The sequence below is a fragment of the Sphingomonas degradans genome (assembly GCF_053502645.1).
The window spans coordinates 2,165,851-2,188,217 of sequence record NZ_CP177172.1 but is presented as its reverse complement, the minus strand read 5'-3'; the positions used below and the strand labels follow the sequence as shown (position 1 = coordinate 2,188,217).

Below are 22,367 nucleotides of genomic sequence, written 5' to 3'. Positions count from 1 at the left end.
AGGTTCTCCGGTCCAGAACAGACTGGGAACGTTTATGCAATGTTCCGATGGCTTGTCAAGCGATGTCGAGGATTTCCACCGAGTCGCCCGGCGATGCCGCCGGCGCGTGCGGTGCGCGCAGGATCAGGCAGTCGGCGCGCGCCAGCGTGCGCAGCATCGAACTGTCCTGGATCGCGGCGGCACAGGCGCGCCCGTCGATCAATGCCGCGCGCAGATAATCGGTGCGCTCGCCGTTCGCCGGCAGCGGCTCGCCCAGCACGGCGCTGCGCGTAACCGGCAGCGCATCGCGCGCACCGGCCAGCCGCGCGACCACCGGCCGCACGAACAGCAAGGCCGTGACGAACGCCGACACCGGATTGCCGGGCAGCCCGATCACCAGCGCGTCGCCCAGTCGCCCCGCCATCATCGGCTTGCCGGGGCGCAGCGCCACGCGCCAGAAATCGATGGTCGCGCCCGCCGCCTTGAGCGCGGGCTGCACCAGGTCATGGTCGCCCACCGACGCGCCGCCGCTCGTTACCAGCAGATCGGCGTCGAGCGCGCGAAACGCGGCCTCCAGCACGTCGGCGCGGTCGGGCAAGATGCCCAGGTCGATAATCTCCACCGGCAGCCCTGCGAGTTGCGCGGCCAGCATCAGCCGGTTGGTCTCGGGCAGTTGCCCTTCGCCCACCGCGGACCCCGGCGGCACCAGTTCGTCGCCGGTCGCTGCGATGGCGACGCGCACCTTGCGCCGGACGGGCACCGTCGCGTGCCCGGCAGTGCCGAGCAGCGCGAGCCGGGCAGGAGTCAGCAGGTCACCCGCCGCTAGTAGCGGCGCGCCCTCGGCGAAATCCAGCCCGCGTTTCCGGGTGTTGCGCCCGCGAAACTTCGGTCCCTCGCCGTCGAGGAACAGGCGGTCACCGTCGCGCCGTGCTTCTTCCTGCACCATCACGGTGTCGGCACCTTGGGGAACCGCCGCGCCGGTGAAGATGCGCACCGCCTCGCCCACACCGACCGCGTCCGCGAACGGGCGCCCCGCCGCGCTTTCGCCGATCACGGTCCAGGGGCCGGGCAGGTCGGCATGGCGGATGGCATAGCCGTCCATCGCCGACAGATCGGCAGAGGGTTGCGTGCGCAGCGCGGCGACGTCCTCCGCCAGCCAGCGCCCGCCGGCCTGCGCGATCGCAACCGCTTGCGCCGTGACGGGCTCGGCCAGGGCAAGAAGGCGCGACTGTGCCTCGGCGACGGGGAGAAGGGCGGCCATGGCACTGCCTTGCCCCCGGACGATGCGGGGGGCAATCGCATATGTGCTGAAGTCCCCCTCACCCTTCCGCCGCTTCGCGGCTCCCTCCCTCTCCCACAAGGGGAGAGGGAGCATGGCGCCGTCTCTCCCTCTCCCCTTGTGGGAGAGGGAAGGGGCCCGCCGCCGAAGGCGGTGGGAAGGGTGAGGGGGACCATATGCGATCGCCCCCCCCCGGACGATGCGGGGGCGCAAGCCTTTCAGCGTGGGGCCGGCTTGCCGGTCAGCACGCGCAAGTCGTTCGGGCGCAACGGCAAACGGAACTCGCACAGGATGCGATGCAGCCCGGTGTCGATCACCTTTGCCGGACCGCCGCCGATTTCGGGGAGCGAGATCCACAGCTGGGTGCCGGGCAGGAACTGGGCCCGCGTTTCCAACTCGACCAGATGCGCAGTGATCGCGCACACCTTGGCATTCCACCACCGCACGCCTTCGCGGATGCGCGCGGGGATTTCGATCCGGATCGCATGCGGGTCGGGGATCAGGCCCTCGGCCTCGGGCGCGCGCCCCGTGCCGGCGGAGTCGCGCTGGACCATGCGCAGCCACGGCATCAGCACTTGCCACGACACTTCCTCGGCAAAGGCGATGCCGGCGTGATGCCCGTTCGCCCACGCGACGGTGCCGTCCAGGGGGCGCAGCCCGTCGAACGTCATCTGGACGCCATCGCCCTCGGCCAGCGCGATCGGCAGTTCGACCCGGACGCCGCCCTGCGCGATGTTGCGCGCCTTGCCCAGCACGACGCGGCCGCCATGGCGCACGCACACGGTCTGGTGGAATTCGACGCGCGGCATCCGCCGCCGCTCTGCCGGGAGCCGCGCCAGTGTGCGCGCCAGCGTGCCGATCACGTCGATGCGGGTGTCGAAATCGACTCGCGCCTCGCCGTCGGATAGCCAGGCGAGCGTGCCCGGGATCGACTGGCCATTCGCGAGTTCGAGGTCGAGCGGGGTTCCGGCTTCCAGCGTAGCCTCGAGCCGCACCGTCGCCGCGCTCGGCCCCAGCCGGCGGACGGCGCAGGCGTGGCGATCGTGCGGCGTGACGATGCATGCGGCGTCGAATTCCGCCGTCGGATCGCTGTCCGTCGCGAAACCCGCAGGCGGATCGACGGCCAGGCTGAATATGGTGGCGGACCTAAGTCCTTGTATCATCGTCACTTCCTGACCGGCATCGCGGGAATTTGCGCGCACAGGCTGAAGGACCGGTTAATTCACAGGGTTGTAAATTCCCTAACGCCCGGCTTTGCGATCAGGCGTGCCAATTGCCCGATTTGCCGCCCGTCTTGGATACCAGCCGGACGCCGCCGATCACCATCGCCTTGTCGATCGCCTTGGCCATGTCATAGACGGTGAGCAGCGCGACGCTGGCAGCGGTCAGCGCTTCCATCTCCACGCCGGTCTGTCCCTCGGTCGCGGCTGTCGCGGTCACGGTCACGCCGCTATCGTCGGGTGCCAGCTCGATCGCGACGCGGGTGAGCGGCAGCGGGTGGCACAGCGGGATCAGCTCGGCGGTGCGCTTCGCGGCCATGATGCCGGCGATCCGCGCGGTGGCGAGCACGTCGCCCTTTTTCACTGCACCGGCGGCGATCGCGGCGGCGGCTTCCGCCGACATGGTGATCCGCCCGGTCGCGACTGCCTCGCGCCGCGTCACCGGCTTGCCGCCGACATCCACCATGTGCGCCGCGCCGCTGGCGTCGAGATGCGTGAGGTCGCTCATCCGATCAGCGCGCGGGTCGCCGCCTCGACATCGTCCTGCCGCATCAGCGCTTCGCCGATCAGGAAGCAGCGGATGGCGTGTTCGGCCATCGCGTCGAGGTCGGCGCGCGTGGTCAGGCCCGATTCGGCGACGAAGGTGCAGTCCTTCGGCGCGTGGCGGACAAGGTCATAGGTTTTCTGGAGATCGACCTCGAACGTCTTGAGATTGCGGTTGTTCACGCCGATCAGCCGCGATTTGAGGCGCAGCGCGCGCTCCAGTTCGTCGGCGTCGTGAACTTCGACCAGTGCGTCCATGCCCTGTTCGATCGCCGCCGCCTCGATCTCCGCCATCTGGGTGTCGTCGAGCGCGGCGACGATGATGAGGATCGCGTCCGCGCCGATCGCGCGCGATTCGCCGACCTGCCACGGGTCGATCAGGAAGTCCTTGCGGAGCACCGGCAGCGTGCAGGCGGCGCGCGCGGCGATCAGATAGGCTTCGTCGCCCTGGAAATAGTCGCGGTCGGTCAGGACCGAGAGGCAGGCGGCACCGCCGGCCTGATAGGCGCGGGCATGGGCCGGGGGATCGAAGTCAGGACGGATCAAGCCCTTGGAAGGGCTGGCTTTCTTGATCTCCGCGATCAGGCCATAGCCCCCTGCGCCAACTTTGGCGTCCAGTGCGGCCTTGAATCCGCGCGGCGCGCTGGGCGGGGGCAGGTCCAGCGGATGTGCGCGCCGTGCGGCAACTTCGGCGCGCTTGGTGTCCAGAATGCGGTCGAGAATCGTGGTCATGCAAAGGCGATCCAGCAGTCGAGCAGCGTGTTGGCAAGTCCGGCGTCGATGGCCTCTGCCGCCTCTTCGGCACCCTCCGCCAGCGACGTCGCGCGCCCCGCCACCATCAGCGCGGCTGCGGCATTCAGCAGCACCGCGTCCCGGTACGGCCCCGTCTCCCCCCGCAGCAGCCGGCGCAGGGCGAGGGCATTGTACGCGGCATCGCCGCCCCGGATCGCGCTAAGCGGATGGCGCGGCAGCCCGGCATCCTCGGGCGTGATGCGCAGCGGCAGCCGCGCGGAGCCGACGTTCACGGCGATGCTCGGGCTCTCCGTGGACAGCTCGTCCAGCCCGTCCTCCCCGGAAATGACCGACGCCGCCTCGGTGCCGAGCTGCTCCAGCGCCTCGGCATAGACCCCGGCATAGTCGGGGCGGGCGATCCCGATTAGCTGGCGCGTGACATGCGCCGGGTTCGCCAGCGGCCCCATCAGGTTGAAGATCGTCCGCCGCCCGATACGTCGCCGAATGGGCGCGATCGGCGCAAGCGAGGGGTGGTGCAGCTGGGCATAAAGGAACGCGATGCCGAGTTCGTTCAGCGATTCCTCCGCCCGTGCGGCGGCGCGGTCCAGGTCCAGCCCCAGCGCCTCCAGCGTGTCCGCGGCCCCCGCCTTGGACGATGCGGCGCGGTTGCCATGCTTCGCCACCGGCACGCCGCACGCGGCGACCACCAGGCTGACCGCCGTGGAGACGTTGAGCGTGTGATGCCCGTCGCCGCCGGTGCCGCACACGTCGATCGCACCGGGCGGCGCCGTGATCGACAGCACCCGCGCCCGCAGCGCGCGCGCAGCCTCTGCGATCTCGATGCTCGTCTCGCCGCGAATGGACAGCCCGAGCAGGAAGGATTCGATGGCGGCTTCCGGGACCAGGCCGTCGAGAATGTCGGCAAAGGCCTGGGCCGCGCTCTCATGGCTGAGCGGGGTCGACGGATCGGGGAGAAGGGCGAAGCGAGTCACGCCGCCTCTATCCAGAGCGCAGCGGGCGAAGTCGAGCAAATCCTGCTTCGCGCCGCGCTTCGCGGCGTGGCCGGCAAAAAAAGATTTGCCGTCGGCGGGCATAATTGACAATTTGTTTTCAATATTCGCGCCCAACCGCCGGTTACAAGGGGGAGGGCAGTCGTCCGCCATGCGCGGATTCCAAGGAACCGAGGGGAGACCTGCGTTGAAGAACCGGCTTGTCCATGCGCTGCGCAATGGCGCCGCGATGCTTGCGGCGGGCGGGCTGTGCCTGCCCGCGCCGCTGCTCGTCGCACCGGCGATGGCGCGCCCGGCGGCGGCACGGGAGTCGCTGGCCGACCTGGTCAACCCGCTGATGGGCACCGATTCGAGCCATGCACTGTCCTATGGCAACACCTATCCGGCGGTGGCGGTGCCGTGGGGCATGAATTTCTGGACCCCGGTAACCGGCAAGCCCGGCAGCGGCTGGGGCTATATGTACGATGACGAGAAGATCAACGGCATCAAGCAGACGCACCAGCCCAGCCCCTGGATGAACGATTACGCCGCCTTCTCGCTGTTTGCCGAAACCGGGCCGCTGCGGCTCAAGGAAGACGAGCGCGCGAGCTGGTACAGCCACAAGGCGGAAGAGGCGCGGCCGTACAAGTACAAGGTCTATCTGGCCGATTACGACGTCACCGCCGAAATCGCGCCGACCAACCGCGCCGCGCAGTTCCGCTTCACCTTTCCCAAGAGCGACGACGCGCACATCCTGCTCGACGGGCTGGCTGGCGGCTCGATGGTGTCGATCGACCCGGCGCGACGCCGGATCACCGGCTATGTCCGCAACAATCATGGCGGCGTGCCGGACAATTTCCGCAATTATTTCGTGGCCGAGTTCGACCATGACTTCACCGTCGCGCGCAGCTGGGACGACAATTGGCAGCTCGCCGCCGACCTGACGCGCGAGGGCGGGCATGTCGGCGCCGTGGTCAGCTTCCGCACGCAGGCGGGCGAACAGGTGGGCGTGAAGGTCGCATCGTCGTTCATCAGCCCCGAACAGGCGCTGCGTAACCTGACCACTGAGATCGGCGGCGACAGCTTCGCCGCGACCGAGGCAAAGGCCAAGACCGCGTGGGAAAGCGAGCTGGGCCGCATCCAGGTGACCGATCCCAATCTGGACAATCGCCGGACCTTCTATTCGGCGATGTACCGGATGTTGCTGTTCCCCCGCATGTTCCATGAAGTCGATGCGCAGGGAAAGACCGCCCATTATAGCCCCTATGACGGCAAGGTGCATGACGGCCCGCTGTTCACGGACAACGGCTTTTGGGACACGTGGCGCGCGGTATTCCCCTATTTTGCGCTCGTCCGCCCCGATCTGGACAGCCAGATCATGCAGGGGCTGGTCAACACCTACAAGGAATCGGGCTGGCTCCCCGAATGGATGAGCCCCGGCCACCGCGACGTGATGATCGGTTCCAACTCGGCGAACATCATTGCCGACGCTTATCTGAACGGCGTGCGCGGTTTCGATGTCGAGACGCTGTACGAAGCGATGGTGAAGAACGCCACAACGTCGCAGGGGCGCCCGCGCGACAAGGCCGGCGATGTCGTGACCGCCGTGGGGCGCGAAGGCGTCGAGTGGTACAACCGGCTCGGCTATGTCCCCTATGACGTGGGCATCAATGAGAACGCCGCGCGCACGTTGGAATATGCCACCGCCGATTTCTCGCTCTCGCGGCTCGCTGCTGCGCTCGGCAAGACCGAGGATGCGAAGAAATACGCGGCGCAGGCGCAGAACTATCGCAAGCTCTATGACGCCGAAACCGGCTGGATGCGCGGGCGGAACATGGATGGCAGCTGGATGGCGCCGTTCAATCCCTATGCCTGGGGCGATGCCTTCACCGAGGGCAATTCGATGCATTACAGCTGGTCGGTGATGCAGGACGTGCAGGGGCTGATCGACCTGATGGGCGGCGATGCAAAGTTCACCGACCGGCTGGATTCGATCTTCACGCGCCCGCCGGTGTTCGACACCAGCTATTACGGATCGGTGATCCACGAGACGCGCGAGATGCAGGTGGTGAACATGGGCCAGTACGCCCATGGCAACCAGCCGATCCAGCACATGATCTATCTGTACGACTGGGCCGGCCAGCCGTGGAAGACGCAGGCGCATGTCCGCGACGTGATGGCGCGGCTCTATTCGGCGACGCCGGACGGCTATCCGGGGGACGAGGATAACGGCCAGACCTCGGCCTGGTACGTGTTCTCGGCGCTGGGCTTCTATCCCGTCACGCCGACCGTGGGCCAATATGCGATCGGCAGCCCGCTGTTCCAGTCGGTCCGCGTCACCATGCCCGGCGGCAAGGTGCTGACGATCGAGGCGCAGAACAATTCCGCGAAGAACGTCTATATCCAGTCGGTCACGCTGAACGGGAAGCGCCATGCCAAGCCCTGGCTGTCGCGCGAGGCGTTGCAGGCCGGGGGCACGCTGCGCTTCGAGATGGGGCCGACACCGAACAAGAGCTGGGGCACGGCCAAGGCCGACGCGCCCTTCTCGATGAGCGCGCCGGCTGCGCGCTGAGACGGAGATTTTTGATGCTCAATCGTCGTGACATCATGGCCGGCGCGGGTGCGCTGGCGGTAACCGCCGCACTGCCGGCGCGCGCGCTGGCGCAGGAGGCGCGGGCGACCAACCGCCCGCCGGCCAGCGCCCGGCGCTTCACCAGCAAGGCGGTGGAGGCCGAGATCAAGGCCGTGAAGGCGCGCATCGCCGATCCCGAACTCGCCTGGCTGTTCGAGAATTGCTATCCCAACACGCTCGACACCACGCTCAAGCTGGGCTTGGTCGACGGGAAGCCCGACGCCTTCGTTATCACCGGCGACATCGACGCGCTGTGGCTGCGCGACAGCTCGGCGCAGATGCAGACCTATGTGCACCTGGCGCCGAAGGATGCGGATCTGCGCCGCGCCTTCCACGGGCTGATCCAGCGGCAGGCGCGCTGCATCCTGATCGATCCCTATGCCAATGCGTTCCTGGAAGACCCCAACGGCAAGACCACGCTGGGCGCGGCGGCGGACCAAACCGAGATGAAGCCGGGCGTGGCCGAGCGGAAATGGGAAGTCGACTCGCTATGCTATCCGATGCGGCTGGCACATTCCTATTGGACCGCAACGCGCGACAAGGCGCCGTTCGACGGGCTGTGGGCGCAGGCAATGGCGCGCGCCGTCGCCACCTTCCGCGAGCAGCAGCGCAAGGACGGGCCGGGGCCGTATCATTTCCAGCGGCTGGAAACCTCGCCCACCGAGACGCTGATGTTCGGCGGCTATGGCGCGCCGACGCGCAAGGTGGGGCTGATCCATTCGATGTTCCGCCCTTCGGACGATGCCTGCGTGCTGCCGTTCCTGATCCCGTCCAACCTGTTCGCCGTGTCCGCGCTGCGGATGCTGGCGCAGGTCCATCGCGAGGCGCGCGGCGACGGCGCGGCGGCGCAGGATTGCCTCGCGCTCGCCGCCGAAGTGCAGGCGGCGCTCGACGCGCATGGCAAGATGCCGGACGGGCAGGGCGGCCAGGTCTGGGCCTATGAAGTCGATGGCTATGGCAATGCGCTGTTCCTGGACGATGCCAATGTGCCCAGCCTGTGCGGGCTGGCGCTGCTGGGCGCCGCCGATCGGAACGATCCGCTGTTCCGGCGCAGTGCCGCGCTCGCCTGGAGCCCGCGCAACCCCTATTTCTTCGAGGGCAGCGTCGCGAAGGGGATTGGCGGGCCGCATGTCGGGATGGACATGATTTGGCCGATGTCGATCATCGTCCATGCCCGCAACAGCGACGACGACGCCGTCATCCGCCAGTGTCTGCGCTGGCTCAAGGCCAGCCATGGCGGCACCGGCTTCATGCATGAGAGCTTTCACAAGGACGATCCGACGCGCTTCACGCGCAGCTGGTTCGCCTGGGCCAATGGATTGTTCGGGGAACTGATCCTCGACATCGCCACGCGCAAGCCGGCGCTGCTCGCCGAGCGCTTCTGAAGATCGAGACGAAGGAGAGGTCATGATTACTGCAAATCGCCGCCAGCTGCTGGCCGGAGCCGGGCTCGCCGCAATCGGTAGCGCCACCCCCGCCGTCGTCCAGGCGCAGACCGCAACGCGGGGCACGCCCGACCTGTTCATCGGCACGGGCGGGCATGGCCACACCTATCCCGGCCCGACGCTGCCGTTCGGCATGGTCCAGCTGGGTCCGGATACCGACAACGCGCGCTGGGACGCATGCTCGGGCTATCACCGCACCGACGGCTCGATCATGGGCTTCTCGCACACTCACCTGTCGGGCACCGGTATCGGGGACATGCTCGACGTGCTGGTGGTGCCGACGCGCGGACCGCTCGAACTGGTGCCGGGCACCCTCGATGACCCGAACAAGGGCTATCGCCAGCGCTTTTCCGACGAATATGCGGAGCCGGGCTATTACCGCGTCCGGCTGGAATCGGGCGTGGCGGCGGAGCTGACCGTCACCGAGCGCACCGGCCTGCACCGCTATCGCTTTCCGCAGGGGCCGGGGCACATCCTGATCGACTTCGCGCACATGATCCTGGACGAATGGGACAAGGGCACGATCGTCGATGCCGCCTCGCTTGAGATCGATGCGAACGGGATGCTCACCGGAACCCGGCGCGTGCATCGCTGGGCCAAGGGGCGGCACATCCATTTCGCGATGCAGCTGTCGCGCAAGCCCGATCGCGTCGCCTTTTTCGGCGACGGCGATGCGCCCGCACCGGCGGGCACGACGCGGATCGCGGGCAACAAGCTGAAGGTCGCGCTGTTCTTTGACGATGCGGGTGGGGCGCCGATCCTCATCAAGACCGGCATCTCCGCCGTCGATGTCGCAGGTGCCAAGGCAGCGCTCGCGGGCGAGGCGCCGGGCTGGGACTTCGACGGAGTGCGCCGAGAGGCGCGTCGCCGCTGGACCCAGGCACTCGACAGCGTCCGCGTGGAAGGGGGGACGCCCGAACAGCGCACGATCATGGCCAGCGCGCTGTACCACTGCCTGCTCGCGCCGACGCAGTTCACCGACCGCGACGGCCGCTATGTCGGCATGGACCGCGCAGTGCATCAGGCGCCGGCGGACACGCCCGCGTTCAGCACCTATTCGCTGTGGGATACCTATCGCGCGCTGCATCCGCTGCTCACGCTGATCCAGCCCGAGCGGGCGGCGATGTTCACCCGCGATCTGGTGCGCCAGACGCAGCAGAGCCCCTATGGCCCGCCAGTCTGGCAGCTCCAGGGAGTGGAGACCGGGTGCATGATCGGATGGCATTCGGTGGTGGTGCTGGCCGAGGCGTGCGCCAAGGGGATCAAGGCGGACTATGCCGCCGCCTGGCCCAATATCCGCCGCCGCGCCTTTGATCGCACGTTCAAGGACAGCGATGGGTCGCTCGGGCGCGGCTATTACTACGACCTCGGCTATATCCCTGCGGACAAGATCTGGGAGTCGGTCAGCCGGACACAGGAATATGCCTATGACGACTGGGCGATGGCCGTGCTGGCCGACGCGGCGGGCGCGAAGGACGACGCCGCCACGCTGCGCCAGCGCAGCCGCAACTATCGCAACGTGCTGGACCCGACGATCCGCTTTGCCCGCCCCAAATTCTCGGACGGCAGCTGGTGGAAGGACTATGACCCGATCCAGATCGGCCATGCGGTCGACAAGTATCGCGACTATACCGAGACCAATGGCTGGCAGGCGACGTTCCTCAACCAGCATGACGTCCACGGGCTGATCGAGTGGTTCGGCGGCGACGATGCGTTCGTCGAGAAACTGGACGCGCTGTTCAACGCCCCGTCGATCCTGCCCGAAAACGCGCCGCCCGACATTTCGGGCCTTGTCGGCCAATATGCCCATGGCAACGAGCCGGACCAGCACGCGGCCTATCTGTACGCCTATGCCGGCGCGCCGTGGAAGACGCAGGCGATGGTGCGGCGGCTGTGCACCGAGATGTACAAGGCGGACCCGGACGGTGTCATCGGCAATGACGATTGCGGGCAGATGAGCGCGTGGTTCGTGCTGAGCGCCCTGGGCTTCTACCCTGTCGATCCGGTGAGCGCGCTGTACGTGTTCGGATCGCCCCTGTTCGACCGCGCCGAAATGGCGCTGGGCGGCGGGCGGACGCTGCGGGTGGTGGCGCGCGGCAATGCGCCCGATCGCCCCTATGTCCAGTCGGTGACGTGGAACGGGCGCCCGTGGACGCGCAACTGGATCAGCCATGCTGAACTCGCCAAGGGCGGCGAACTGGTGTTCGAGATGGGGGCGACGCCCTCACGGTTCGGCTCGGCCAAGGCGGATCGGCCGCCGTCGTTCGGGCGCGTGCCGGCTTAGGCCGGATCGGCTGCCGGGTCCGGGTTGCCCTGTGCCTTCCACAGGGCGCCCGGCTTTGGCAGCAGGAAATGGCTGAACGGCAGGATCGCCGCGCCGACTGCCGGCGCGTCCTCTGACAGGGCAGCGCGCCGTACCGGGGCGACCGCCGGCAGCATCGCGGACCGGGCGCGCATCAGCGCATCGGTCCGCGCCGCCAGCGCGTCGAGCTGGGCAGCGGGCAGGCGACCGCCCAGCAGGATGATTGCGGGGTTTATCAGGCAGTTCACGGCATCGAGCGGGGCGGTGAGCCGCTCCGCCGCGCTCTCGGTCCAGGCCGCCAGGCACGCCTGCACGGCGGCATCCGGCGCGCCGCGCGCATCGGCAAGCGTGAAGCCGTGCTCCGCCAGGCTGCGCGACAGGCCGGACAGCGACACCAGCGCCTGCACCGGCTCGCCCGACGGCGCGAGCATGAACCCCAATTCGCCGCTGCGCCCATCGGCGCCGCGCACATAGCTGCCGTCGATCACCAGCCCGCCGCCGAGCCCCGACGACAGCAGGATGTAGAAGAAGCTGTGGTTGTTCTGACCATGGCCCAGCTGCATTTCGCCCATGGCGGCAGCAGCGGCATCGTTCTCGACGAAGACCGGCAGGTCGAACGGTTCGTCGAACAGCGCGGCGATGTCGCACCCTTCCCAATCGGAATAGGTCGGCGGGCGGCCGGGCAGGGCGACCCGCCCGAGATCGTCGGGCATGGCGACGCCGAGCCCGACGACCTTGCCGACCTCGACCTTGGCCCTGCGCAGCATATTGCGGATCGAACGGCGATACAGCGCGCGGACCTGCTCGGGCAGCGCGAAATCCACTTCTTCGGAAACCCGCGCCAGCGTCTCGCCCGAGAAATCCACCACCACCAGCGTGATGTGATCGCGATCGATGTTGACCCCGATCGAATAACAGGCGTCGCGCTTGACGATCAGCTTCGTCGGCGGCTGTCCGCGTCCGCCGCGCCGCTGCCCGGCTTCCTCGATCATGCCCTCTTGCAACAGCCGCTTGGTGATGTTGGCGATGGCCGGGCCGGTCAGGCCGGTGATCCGCGCTAGCTCGACTCGCGTGAGCGGCCCGAGCACGCGGATTGCGTGCAGGGTGACGCGCTGGTTATGGTCGGCGGCGCGCTCCAGATTGGTGCCCGAAAGGCGGGGGCGCGTGCTGGCGTTACCCTCGTTCATGCCCCGCTGGCCTCTGTCCCCGATCAAACCACCGGTGCGCGTGCCTGCCATCCGTTCCCCACAAACCTGCAACTCTTGCAATGACGTAGCAGACTGCCCCAGCGCGCTCGCCGCGGATAGCCCGAAAGGCGCGCGTGCGACGATATTGTGCCGCGATGGGAAGGGGGCGGTTCTCGTCACGCGTACCGGAAGGGATGACGGCTGGCCGCATTGAATTATCTAATTTGGTTTATTAATGTCGATTCCGACGGGCGGGGGCGGCGCACAGCCGCTACGGCCACGGAAGAGTTGGAGAGGCGAGAGAAATGCAGTCGCACTTTGGGCTTTGCGCACCGACGCGGGCGTCGCGCGCGTGACGGCGGGGAACCAGGCCACGCTTCGGGCCGGCGTCGAGCTGGGGGGCACCAAATGCGTGTGCACGCTGGCGCGGGGCAGCGACATCCTCGATCAGCGCACCGTCCCCACGACGCACCCTGACGAGACGCTGCCGGCGTTGCTCGCCATCCTTGAGGACTGGTACGCGGCGCACGGGTTCGCGGCGCTGGGCATCGCGTCTTTCGGCCCGCTCGATCTCGATCCTTCCTCCCCGCGATATGGCCAGATCCTGGCAAGCACCAAGGCCGCGTGGCCGGGCACCGATGTGCGCGGCGTCCTCTCCGCGCCGTTCCCGGTGCCGGTCGGGTTCGATACCGATGTGAACGGCGCCGCGCTGGCGGAAATGGCGTGGGGATGCGCGCAGGAGATCGACGACTTCGCCTATGTCACGGTCGGCACCGGCGTGGGCGTGGGCCTGATCGTGCATGGCCGCCCGACACGGGGCATCGGCCACAGCGAATTGGGGCATATCCGCGTGCCCCGTCTGCCCGGCGATACGCATCCCAGCGTCTGCCGGTTTCACGATGACTGCGTCGAGGGGCTTGCCTCCGGCTCAGCGCTGGTGGTGCGGCTGGGCGGGCGCGCGGTCAGGGACGTGGCGCCGCAGGACCCGGTGTGGGAGCCTGTCGTCCACACGCTGGCGGCGATGTGCCACGCGATCGTCTGTTCCACCGGGCCACACCGCATTGCGATCGGCGGGGGTGTCCTGAACAGCCAGTCGCACCTGCTTGCCCGGATCGAGGCGGCGTTGGTCGAGAGCCTGAGCGGCTATATGCGATTGCCCGATAGCGGCCCCTATGTCGTCGCCCCGGCACTGGGCGACAAGGCGGGCCCGCTGGGGGCGATTGCCGTCGCTGACCAGGCAGCGCGCCGCCGGCGGTAAGGGCGCAGCTGGCGCTCGACAGGTGAAATAGCCGCAGTCGGTGCACGAGAGCCGGAGATCGGGCCAACGCGATTTTCGCGCAGCCAGTTTGCCTCGACCGAAGTCGCGGGGCGGCGTGGCCTTATCTTCTATCGGCGAAACCACTGGGTTTCGATAGTTTGCCGTGCGCGCGATGGCCGCCACGCAGACGCAGAATCGCGACATTTGGCCGGCCTATGAGAAGCCGGAGACGGGACGAAAAATGTCCTGCGCGCCGGAGATTGCAACACCCCGCAACCCCTACGTTATATTGAATATCGTATAACGTATTTGTGCCCGCGCGCGATTTGCGATAGCTTCCCTGTGGCAAAACAACAAATGGGGGGTAAGCTAGTGAAATATAGTGCTAAGAGCATCGGCTTGGGCGTGTCGTTGATTGCGATGGTCGTATCCGGAGCAGCTTCGGCGCAGGCGCGAACAGACAGCGATTCGCCCCCCCAGCAAGACGGCAGCGCCTCTGCCGGCATTTCCGGCACGGTCGAGCCCACCGATACCGAAAAGAGCAAGCAGGACAGCGCCGACATCATCGTGACGGGCACGCGCATTGTGCGCCCGAACATGACCAGCAACGCGCCGATCACGACGATCGATTCGACCTATCTGAAGGAGCGGGGGCTCGCGCGCATCGAAGACGCACTGGCGCAATTACCGCAGGTCACACCGATGCTGGGGTTGCAGGGCGCAACCTGGACGTCGGGTTCGGCGCCCGTGGGCCTGCGCAGGCTGGGTGCCGGACGTACGCTCACGCTCCTCAACGGTCAGCGGATGGATAACGACGTAAACATCGTACCCGGCGCTCTGATCGAGAGGATCGACATCATGACCGGCGGTGCTTCGGCGGTATATGGTTCCGACGCGATCGCGGGCGTGATCAACTTCGTGTTGAAGCGCAAGTTCGACGGCATCGCCTTCGATGCCGAAGTCAGCGGCTTCAATCACAACAACAATAACACGCTACTGACTGGTCTCGCCCGGAATTCAGGCTATTCGGTTCCGAAAGACAGTTATTTTGGGGGCGGAAACTACTTCGCATCGCTCGCGGTCGGCAAGTCGTTACTCGGCGACCATGTCAACATCAGCGCATTCGCCACCTACAAGAAAGCCGATCCGATCCAGTTCCGCGACCTGGACATCACCAATTGTCCGCTGCTGATGTTCGATCCGAGCAACCCGGCTGCGGGCAACTCCAAATGGTCGTGTGACGGCACTACCTACAACCCGTACAATCATTTCAACGTGAACGGCCAGGATCTGACCAACGCGAAGGACGGATCGCGCAGTTTCCGGCCTTATGACACAGCGGATGAAAAGCGCATCCAGCGGGTGGATTCGATCCAGCGGCGCAACGAGACGGTCAATGCCGGCGGCTTTCTGACGGCGGACCTTCCCCTCGGCATGCGGCTGAGCGGCAGCTTCCTGTACAGCCGCATCGTCGAGAACGGTCGCAATTCGGTCGATGGCGGCCTTTGGACGCCCGCCGCGCCGGTCAATTGCGACAACCCGATGCTCGGCCAGCAGCAGGCGCAGATGATATGCGGCGCGGCGGCGGGAACGACGGCGCTCAGCGACCCGATCTCCCTGTCGCTGTTCCGGCCGGGTATGTTATCGAACTTCCGCAATACCACGACCGACTGGCGCGGCTCGCTGATCCTTTCCGGCAAGCTTGCCGACAAGATTCGGTTCGAGCTGGGCTATCAGAAGACGCGCAACATCCAGCAGGGCTCGGCAGACCACCAATGGTATGACGATCTTCCCAATCGTCTGGCGCGCGGGCTGCAGGTGCGCAACGTCAACGGCACGCCGACCTGCCTGTCAAAGATCGATGGCACCGATCCGAGCTGCCAGCCGATCGACGCCTTCTCTTCCAATGTGACGATCAGCGATGCGGTCTACAACTGGCTCACCTCTACGGGCAGCCGTCGTCAGCAGAACGATCTGCAAGTGATCAACGGCCTCGTGTCCGGCACGTTGGAAGACTATGGTCTGAAGAGCCCGCTGGCGGAAAGCGGCATCGGTTTCGCGATTACCGGCGAGTATCGCAAATACCGGAACCAGTCGCAGGGCTTTGGCGTCTGGTCGAACTTCACCACGTTCGACGGGCGCACCAGCGTCCGCGAACTGGGCGGCGAGATCGACATTCCGCTGATCGAGAACCGGCCGTTCTTCAAGGAGCTTTCCATCAACGGCGGTTACCGGATTTCCGACTATGACGTGTACAGCAGCCTGGTCCGCAGTTGGAAGGCCGAGGCGAGTTGGGCCCCGATCGACGACCTGCGCTTCCGCGGCAGCTACAACCGCGCGGTGCGGGTGGGCGTGCTCGAGCGTCTTGAAGGCGAGAACCGCTATCCAAACACGCTGATGCTCGATCTGTGTGCGCCGCCGCGCGCCTCGGCCGACGGCAACGGCGCGAAGCGCTATACGTTTGAGCAGTGCTCGACCGGCATGACCCGCGCGCAATATGATGCCCTGACCAGCTACACCGGCTGCGACTCGAACGGATTCTGCCCGACGACGCTGATCAATGGCGGCAATTCCGACCTGAAGCCGGAACGCTCGCGTAGCGTTACCATCGGCACGGTGTTCCAGCCGCGCTTCTTCAAGGGCTTCACCGCGACGGTCGACTGGTACGACATCATGATCCGGGGTGCGTTCGAATGGACCCGCATCGGCATGGCGTTCAACCAATGCTATGACAACAAAGTCGAGTTCTTCTGCCAGTTCTATAAGCGCGATCCCCAGACGGGCGTGCTGCAGGTGGCAGATGCCCGCTACAATAACTCGGGATACACTGCGACCCGCGGTATCGATTTTTCGGCCAACTACGCGCTGGATCCCAAGCAGCTGGGCATAGGCGACAAACTCGGTACGTTTAATCTGAACTTCAACGGAACGCTGACCACAAAGTATGAACGGCAGTTCGCGCCGGGCAACACTCCGTGGTCGTGCCTGGGCTATTTCGGATTCGCATGTGGTGATCCGATGCCGCGCTGGCGCCATGTCGCGGGCGTGAACTGGCGGCTTCCGTGGATCAAGGGCGGACTGGGCGTTACCTGGCGCTACACCGGGCCGACCAGCATTTCGAAACTGTCGACCAACACGGTTCTGGCGGCGGCGCCAGGCCAGACCTATCCGCTGGCGAGCCACATTCCGGGCGTCAGCTATTTCGATCTCCACACCAACGTCACGCTGGCAAAGGGGATCGAGCTGCGGTTCAACGTGCAGAACCTGTTCGACAAGGATCCGCCGCTGATCGGTTTCGACACCACCTATGGCGTCGGGCAGTATTTCAATACTTTCCCTTCCTATTATGGGGTGCGGGGACGTACCTTGCGGGCAGGCATTTCGGCCCGTTTCTGAGGTTCCAGGCTGCCCGGGCGTTCGATTCCGGGCAGCCATTCCGTTTTGGCTGACCTAGAGCGTCACAGCCGCCTGGCCAAAAAACACATGGCTGGCCCATCGCGATCCCAGGGGTCTGGCCGCGGTCCAGGCACCCCGCAACGCCCCGACCCACATCGTCGCCCCGGCACTGGGCGACGGGGCTTTTGTGGTGGCGGATACGGCGCTGCGCGGCTGATCCCAGCCGCGTTCAGCGGGGACGGGCGGGGCGCGGCGCGTCGGCAAGCCGCTTTTCCAGCCAGCGCGACAGCAGCAGATGGGGCACGGCCACCGCGGCGAGCAGCTGAAACGCCTGCGCCGCCAGTACTGGGCTTACCGGCGCCGCCGCCAGCCTTTGCACGCCCCACCAGCCGAACACCGCAGCGGCAGACAGGCTGGCCCCGGTCGCCAGCCACTGCGCCTGTGTCATGTCGCGCAATATCCCACGCGTCTGGGCAAGGTGGCGCGGCGAATGCAGGAAGACGAAGAACAGCGCGAACCCCGCGACGGGGGGCGCGACGATCAGCAGGACAAGGCACAGCGCCATCGCAGCGGCCCAGTGCCGGCTTCCGTCCCGCCACGCGATCGCGATGCCCACTGCCGTCACCATCAATACCACCGGGGCGGCGGCGATGATGATGCGCGTGATACTATCCGATCGCGGATCGCTCATCGCCCCGAACAGCGCGGATACCTCCGCCGGGTGGCCGATCGCGGGCGCGGCCAGGATCGCGGCGCCGGCGGCGAAGCGGAGCAGCGGCTCCTCCAGCATCTGCCAGTCCTCGCCGAAATGGACAGCCGCCGCCAGCAGGAACAGGATCAGCGCGGCCAGCGGCACCGTCATCCACAGCGCCGCCATCGCGAGCGCCACCGCCGCATAGCACCCCACCGCAAGCGCCATGCCGCCACGACGGAGCGCCACCGCGCGCCGCAGCAGCGCGATGTCATAGGCGCCATGGGGCAGTCCGCCGCCCAGGAACAGGAGAGTGCCCGCGGCGACCGCGGCCGGCGCCTCGAGCGGCACCTGTAACAGCATCGCGCCCGCCAGGCCGCACGCTGCGACCCAATAGGCGGGATAGACGACATCGCCGCGCCCTTGAAAGGCGCGGCGAGCGGTCGGTTTGCGCAGGACTGCGGCTGCGGTCATTTGGATCAGACTGCGTATGCTTTCCCGCCTGCCTCGGCTTCGGACTTCCGGACGGCGATCAGGAAGATCAGGATGCCCAGCCCGGCCTTGGCGACCAGATCCGCGATCGTGTAGCCGATCTGGATCGTGGTGGTCACCGTGCCCCCGGTCAGCCCGGCATAGGGCGCCATATAGACGATGGGGTAGAAGCCCCATGACGCAAAGGTCAGCAGTCGCGCCTTGCGCACCAGTTCGCGCGCGCCGGCGGGCTGCTGCTCGATTGAGCTGCCCAGGCCGGTGAACAGTTCCCAGACGATGTAGACGAACGGGATCGCCGACAGCGTGCCCCACAGCGCGCGGGTCGGAATGTCGGCGGCGATCTCGCCGGGATACCCCAGCACGATCATCAGCGCCGCCGCAGAGCCGAGCCGGATCGCCTTGGACGAAGTTTCCTCCCGCGAGAGCCGCATCACCAGCACCAGTTCGATCAGCAACAGCGGTACGGTGAGCAGCCAGTCGACATAGCGATAGGCGTCGTTGAACGCGAAGCCGGTGGTCAGCACCACGCCGTCCTTGAACGTATAGGTCGCGTTCCAGCTCTCGAAGATCCGGAAATAGTGATAGGCCGCAATCGCAGTCACCAGCCCCGAAATCGTCAGCGCCGTTCGATAGGCAGGCGCGACCTGCGATCGGCTCAGCCATAGAAACGCCGTGGCGGCGGCCATTGCCGCGAATGTGAAGGAAAAGGCGTTGTACACCAGCGAGAACTGGAAAGGCGTTATTACATCCATCGAAATATCCTTCGCAATATTCCACGACGCCGCAGCGTCGAGCCGTTGTTTTGCGGAAGGTCGATCGATCGTTCGGTCTCGATCTCAGGGCCTTCGACACGCCGCCACAGCAGGACAGAGGATACAAAGGGGATGAACTCTAAATCCGGGCAGATCTAAACGCTTTGGGACAGACTGTGGCGAGAGGGAGAGTATTGGCCGGTTATTCACCGGGCGATACGGACCTTGTACCGTATCGCAGGGAACAAGCGTCAGAGGCCCGCTTCCACCGCCAGCCGGATCAGTTCGGCGATGTTGTGCACCCCAAGCCGCTCCATCAGGATCGCGCGATGCATTTTGACGGTCTTTTCTGCCAGATCCAGTTCGGCGGCGATTTGCTTGTTGAGCAGCCCGCCGGCGACCAGTTTCAGCACCTGGCTCTGCCGTGCAGAAAGCGCGCGCACCTTTTCCGCCGCGCGGATGCGGCGCATGCTCGAAGGTGTCGCTGCCGGGGCGTCGATTTCGATCTGCGAGCCGAGGAAATAGAGCAATGCGTCCTCCTCGTCATAGACCGGCGCGACGAGGACGGCGTTGCGAAAGGGCTCGCCGCTGCGTTTGTAGTTCAGGATTTCGACGAGCACCGGGCGATGCTCGCGCACCCCGCGCCGGATTTCCTCGCTCAGCCAGGGCTCGGTCGCGGGACCCGACAGGAAGCGGCAATTGCGACCGATCACTTCCTCGGCCGGATACTGCGTCAGCGCGCAAAACGCCGCATTGCACGCAATGATGGGATTGTCGGGCCGCCGGGGATCGCTGATGACCGAAGGAATGGGGCTGTCGACAATCAGGCGGACATGCGGATTGCTCGGCGCAACTAGTTCCGCTGCCTGATTCATAGCGCGTGGGTCATATCGATTGCATGCCCCTCCCGTCCGCATACTATCGGTGTTTGGGGTGGGTTGCACATGATTATTGGCGCGCCCGGCAGGATTCGAACCTGCGACCATCGGCTTAGAAGGCAGATGCTCTATCCAGCTGAGCTACGGGCGCGCGCTGCGGGTGCCTCTGCCACGGATTGCGTCGTAGCGGAACCAGGATCATAGTTTGTGCATGAGCAAAGGGGCATCGGGACCGGCGCATGTTGCGGCGCGCGACGTGGCGGGCGGGCATTTCCGCTATTATGATTTCGTGATGGCGGCCTTCGTCGCGATCCTGCTGCTGTCCAACGTGCTGGGCGCGGGCAAGGTGGCGCAGGTCTGGCTGCCGGGCGTCGGCTATTGGCCGTTCGGCGCGGGCATATTGTTTTTCCCCGTTTCGTACGTGATCGGCGACGTGCTTACCGAAGTTTATGGCTATGCCCGCGCACGTCGGGTGATCTGGGCGGGCACGGCCGCCGTGCTGTTCATGGCGGTGATGGCATGGGTCGTCGTCGCGCTGCCGCCGGCGCCTAGCTGGGGCAACCAAGGCGCGTATGAGACCATTTTCGGCCAGGTGCCGCGAATCGTGCTCGCCTCGGTGTGCGCGTTCTGGGCGGGCGAGTTCGTCAATTCCTATGTCCTCGCACGCATGAAGCTGTGGACCGGCGGGCGGATGCTGTGGAGCCGCACGATCGGGTCGACGGTGGCGGGGCAGGCGGTGGACAGCCTGATCTTTTACCCGCTCGCTTTCCTGGGCGCCGCGGGATGGACCACGGACCTGGTCATCCAGGTGCTGTTCACGCAATGGGCGCTCAAGGTCGCATGGGAAGTGGTACTCACGCCGGTGACCTATCTGGTGGTCGACTTCCTGAAGCGGCGCGAGGGCGTCGACGTGTATGACGAGGGGACGGACTTCACGCCCTTCGCGACGCGGGTGTGATGAGTCCGCTGCAGGCGGTCAAATGGTGGATCGTCACGCATGTCGATCTCGCCAAGGACGCCCTGCACATCTATGTCGGCCTCGCGCTGTTTCTGGGCAGCGCGTGGCTGTTTCGCGATGGGGTCCGCAACTGGAAGCCGCTTGCGGTCGTTATGGCGGCTGCGCTGGCGGGTGAGATGTGGGACCTCCGCGACAGCCTGGTCTATCACACCCCCATCCATCCGTGGGGGAACGTCAAGGATATTTGCAACACGATGTTCTGGCCCCTTGCGATCGCCACGCTGGCGCGCACCACTTCGCTGTTCGCGGTCCGTACGTGAGTTTCTGGCAGCATTGGAAGGAAGGGATCGGCGCCTTTACGGGGCTGCCCGATTCGACGCTGCATGCCTTGCTGGGCATGATGATCCTGCTCGCGGGTGCGGCGGTGCTGCGGCGCGTGCCGTGGGACTGGCGGCCGTGGTCGCTGCTGCTCGCGCTGGAGCTGATCAACGAGACCTATGACATGCTCAATCCGGCCAGCGGCGAGGATCGGCTGGGGGCATCGCTCCACGACATCTGGATGACGATGCAGACCCCGACGCTGTTGCTGATCTTCACGCCGATGCTGGTCCGGCGGGCCACGGCGGCGCTGGAGGCGCGCCGCGCGCGTCGCTCAGGCGACGGCCTGGAGCAGCCCCTCGAATAGCCGGCGGCCGTCGGTGCCGCCCTGCGCGGCTTCGATCCGCCGTTCCGGGTGCGGCATCATGCCCAGCACGTTGCCGCACTGGTTGAGCACGCCCGCGATGCCGCGCGCCGATCCGTTGACGTCCTCGGCATAGCGGAACGCCACGCGGCCTTCGCCTTCGAGGCGGTCGAGCGTGTCGGTGTCGGCGAAGTAATTGCCGTCGTGATGCGCCACCGGCACGGTGATCGCCTCACCGCTGCGATAGGCGCTGGTGAAGATCGACTGGCTGTTGTCCACGGTCAGCGGCACGTCGCGGCACACGAAGTTCAGCCCCGAATTGCGCATCAGCGCGCCGGGCAGCAGCCCGGTTTCGGTCAGCACCTGGAAGCCGTTGCAGATGCCGATCACCGGCACGCCGCGCCCGGCCGCGTCCACCACGGCGCGCACCACCGGCGAGCGGGCGGCGATCGCGCCGCAGCGCAGGTAATCGCCATAGGAAAAGCCGCCGGGCAGGGCGATCAGGCCGACGCCGTCGGGCAGATCGGCTTCACCGTGCCATACCATTTCGGGCTTGCGGCCGGTCACCGCTTCCAGCGCCACCGCGATGTCGCGATCGCAATTGGAACCGGGGAAGACGATGACTGCGGTCTTCACAGCTTTTCGATCCGGTAGTTCTCGATCACCGTGTTGGCCAGCAGCTTGCGGCACATCTCGTCGATGGCGGCGTCGCTGGTGTCGTCGGCGACCTGGAGTTCGAAGATCTTGCCCGCGCGGACATCATCGACGCCCCCGAAACCAAGGCCGGACAATGCGTGCTGGATCGCCTTACCCTGAGGGTCGAGCACGCCATTCTTCAGGGTTACGATGATGCGGAGCTTCATGGCCGCGCCTATGGCCCCCGAGGGCGATTCCCGCAATCCCAAAGTGTGTCGCCCGACACAACAAAGCCCCCGCGCCGGGGCACGGGGGC

At 66.4% G+C, this 22,367-nt stretch carries 19 protein-coding genes and 1 tRNA gene; 8 read left to right on the top strand and 12 right to left on the bottom strand.

Annotation, left to right across the window (positions count from 1 at the left end; genetic code table 11):
- Nucleotides 1-55 precede the first annotated feature (55 nt).
- The 5 genes from ACG3SL_RS09750 to trpD form a co-directional block, all read right to left on the bottom strand.
- Nucleotides 56-1,240, bottom strand: coding sequence for a molybdopterin molybdotransferase MoeA (locus tag ACG3SL_RS09750; RefSeq protein WP_448664936.1), 1,185 nt, complete (start codon nt 1,238-1,240; stop codon nt 56-58).
- A gap of 236 nt (nt 1,241-1,476) precedes the next feature.
- Complete coding sequence (locus tag ACG3SL_RS09745; RefSeq protein ID WP_448664935.1) at nt 1,477-2,421, bottom strand: PilZ domain-containing protein; 945 nt, start codon at nt 2,419-2,421, stop codon at nt 1,477-1,479.
- Nucleotides 2,422-2,518: 97 nt separating this feature from the next.
- Nucleotides 2,519-2,986: a cyclic pyranopterin monophosphate synthase MoaC gene (gene moaC, locus ACG3SL_RS09740; RefSeq protein ID WP_448664934.1), complete on the bottom strand. Its 468-nt coding sequence runs from the start codon at nt 2,984-2,986 to the stop codon at nt 2,519-2,521.
- On the bottom strand, nt 2,983-3,753 hold the full coding sequence (trpC, locus tag ACG3SL_RS09735; protein WP_448664933.1) for an indole-3-glycerol phosphate synthase TrpC: 771 nt from the start codon (nt 3,751-3,753) through the stop codon (nt 2,983-2,985). The genes moaC and trpC overlap by 4 nt, the downstream gene beginning before the upstream one ends.
- Nucleotides 3,750-4,745, bottom strand: a complete 996-nt coding sequence (gene trpD, locus ACG3SL_RS09730; RefSeq protein WP_448664932.1) for an anthranilate phosphoribosyltransferase — start codon at nt 4,743-4,745, stop codon at nt 3,750-3,752. The genes trpC and trpD overlap by 4 nt, the downstream gene beginning before the upstream one ends.
- Nucleotides 4,746-5,046: 301 nt before the next feature.
- Here trpD and ACG3SL_RS09725 point away from each other — a divergent pair, with 301 nt between their 5' ends.
- The 3 genes from ACG3SL_RS09725 to ACG3SL_RS09715 are packed head-to-tail and all read left to right on the top strand — an operon-like array spanning nt 5,047 to nt 11,103.
- Entirely contained in the window at nt 5,047-7,314 is a 2,268-nt protein-coding gene (locus ACG3SL_RS09725; protein ID WP_448665107.1) for a GH92 family glycosyl hydrolase, read from the top strand.
- Nucleotides 7,315-7,328: 14 nt separating this feature from the next.
- A complete protein-coding gene (locus ACG3SL_RS09720) occupies nt 7,329-8,759 on the top strand; it encodes a glycoside hydrolase family 125 protein (RefSeq protein WP_448664931.1) in 1,431 nt (476 codons plus the stop codon).
- A 22-nt stretch (nt 8,760-8,781) separates the two neighbouring features.
- Complete coding sequence (locus ACG3SL_RS09715) at nt 8,782-11,103, top strand: GH92 family glycosyl hydrolase (protein WP_448664930.1); 2,322 nt, start codon at nt 8,782-8,784, stop codon at nt 11,101-11,103.
- On the opposite strand, the gene ACG3SL_RS09710 is transcribed toward ACG3SL_RS09715, so the two are convergent.
- Nucleotides 11,100-12,308: an ROK family transcriptional regulator gene (locus ACG3SL_RS09710; RefSeq protein WP_448664929.1), complete on the bottom strand. Its 1,209-nt coding sequence runs from the start codon at nt 12,306-12,308 to the stop codon at nt 11,100-11,102. The two genes, ACG3SL_RS09715 and ACG3SL_RS09710, sit on opposite strands and share 4 nt — an antisense overlap.
- 325 nt (nt 12,309-12,633) lie before the next feature.
- Between ACG3SL_RS09710 and ACG3SL_RS09705 the strand changes: the two genes are divergently transcribed.
- Complete coding sequence (locus ACG3SL_RS09705; protein WP_448664928.1) at nt 12,634-13,566, top strand: ROK family protein; 933 nt, start codon at nt 12,634-12,636, stop codon at nt 13,564-13,566.
- Between the two features lie 309 nt (nt 13,567-13,875).
- Nucleotides 13,876-16,962: a TonB-dependent receptor domain-containing protein gene (locus ACG3SL_RS09700; protein WP_448664927.1), complete on the top strand. Its 3,087-nt coding sequence runs from the start codon at nt 13,876-13,878 to the stop codon at nt 16,960-16,962.
- Nucleotides 16,963-17,191: 229 nt separating this feature from the next.
- On the opposite strand, the gene ACG3SL_RS09695 is transcribed toward ACG3SL_RS09700, so the two are convergent.
- The 4 genes from ACG3SL_RS09695 to ACG3SL_RS09680 form a co-directional block, all read right to left on the bottom strand.
- Nucleotides 17,192-18,127, bottom strand: a complete 936-nt coding sequence (locus ACG3SL_RS09695) for a beta-carotene 15,15'-dioxygenase, Brp/Blh family (RefSeq protein WP_448664926.1) — start codon at nt 18,125-18,127, stop codon at nt 17,192-17,194.
- A 5-nt stretch (nt 18,128-18,132) separates the two neighbouring features.
- Nucleotides 18,133-18,897, bottom strand: coding sequence for a bacteriorhodopsin-like (locus ACG3SL_RS09690; protein ID WP_448664925.1), 765 nt, complete (start codon nt 18,895-18,897; stop codon nt 18,133-18,135).
- A gap of 251 nt (nt 18,898-19,148) precedes the next feature.
- Nucleotides 19,149-19,772 (bottom strand): LuxR C-terminal-related transcriptional regulator, encoded by a 624-nt coding sequence (locus ACG3SL_RS09685; protein ID WP_448664924.1) that lies wholly within the window; start codon nt 19,770-19,772, stop codon nt 19,149-19,151.
- A gap of 77 nt (nt 19,773-19,849) precedes the next feature.
- Nucleotides 19,850-19,926, bottom strand: a tRNA-Arg gene (locus ACG3SL_RS09680).
- Between the two features lie 60 nt (nt 19,927-19,986).
- On the opposite strand from ACG3SL_RS09680, the gene ACG3SL_RS09675 reads away from it, so the two are divergent.
- Genes ACG3SL_RS09675 through ACG3SL_RS09665 form a run of 3 tightly spaced genes read left to right on the top strand, consistent with a single transcriptional unit; the run spans nt 19,987 to nt 21,418 of the window.
- Nucleotides 19,987-20,733: a queuosine precursor transporter gene (locus ACG3SL_RS09675; RefSeq protein WP_448664923.1), complete on the top strand. Its 747-nt coding sequence runs from the start codon at nt 19,987-19,989 to the stop codon at nt 20,731-20,733.
- Nucleotides 20,733-21,053 carry a hypothetical protein gene (locus ACG3SL_RS09670; protein ID WP_448664922.1) on the top strand — a complete coding sequence of 107 codons (321 nt, stop codon included), beginning with the start codon at nt 20,733-20,735 and terminating at the stop codon, nt 21,051-21,053. The genes ACG3SL_RS09675 and ACG3SL_RS09670 overlap by 1 nt, the downstream gene beginning before the upstream one ends.
- Entirely contained in the window at nt 21,050-21,418 is a 369-nt protein-coding gene (locus ACG3SL_RS09665; protein ID WP_448664921.1) for a hypothetical protein, read from the top strand. The genes ACG3SL_RS09670 and ACG3SL_RS09665 overlap by 4 nt, the downstream gene beginning before the upstream one ends.
- Here the strand turns inward: ACG3SL_RS09665 and purQ are convergent.
- Together purQ and purS are read right to left on the bottom strand one after the other, a co-directional pair.
- Nucleotides 21,386-22,051 carry a phosphoribosylformylglycinamidine synthase subunit PurQ gene (gene purQ / locus ACG3SL_RS09660; protein WP_448664920.1) on the bottom strand — a complete coding sequence of 222 codons (666 nt, stop codon included), beginning with the start codon at nt 22,049-22,051 and terminating at the stop codon, nt 21,386-21,388. The two genes, ACG3SL_RS09665 and purQ, sit on opposite strands and share 33 nt — an antisense overlap.
- Nucleotides 22,048-22,278, bottom strand: coding sequence for a phosphoribosylformylglycinamidine synthase subunit PurS (gene purS / locus ACG3SL_RS09655; protein ID WP_448664919.1), 231 nt, complete (start codon nt 22,276-22,278; stop codon nt 22,048-22,050). The genes purQ and purS overlap by 4 nt, the downstream gene beginning before the upstream one ends.
- Nucleotides 22,279-22,367 lie beyond the last annotated feature (89 nt).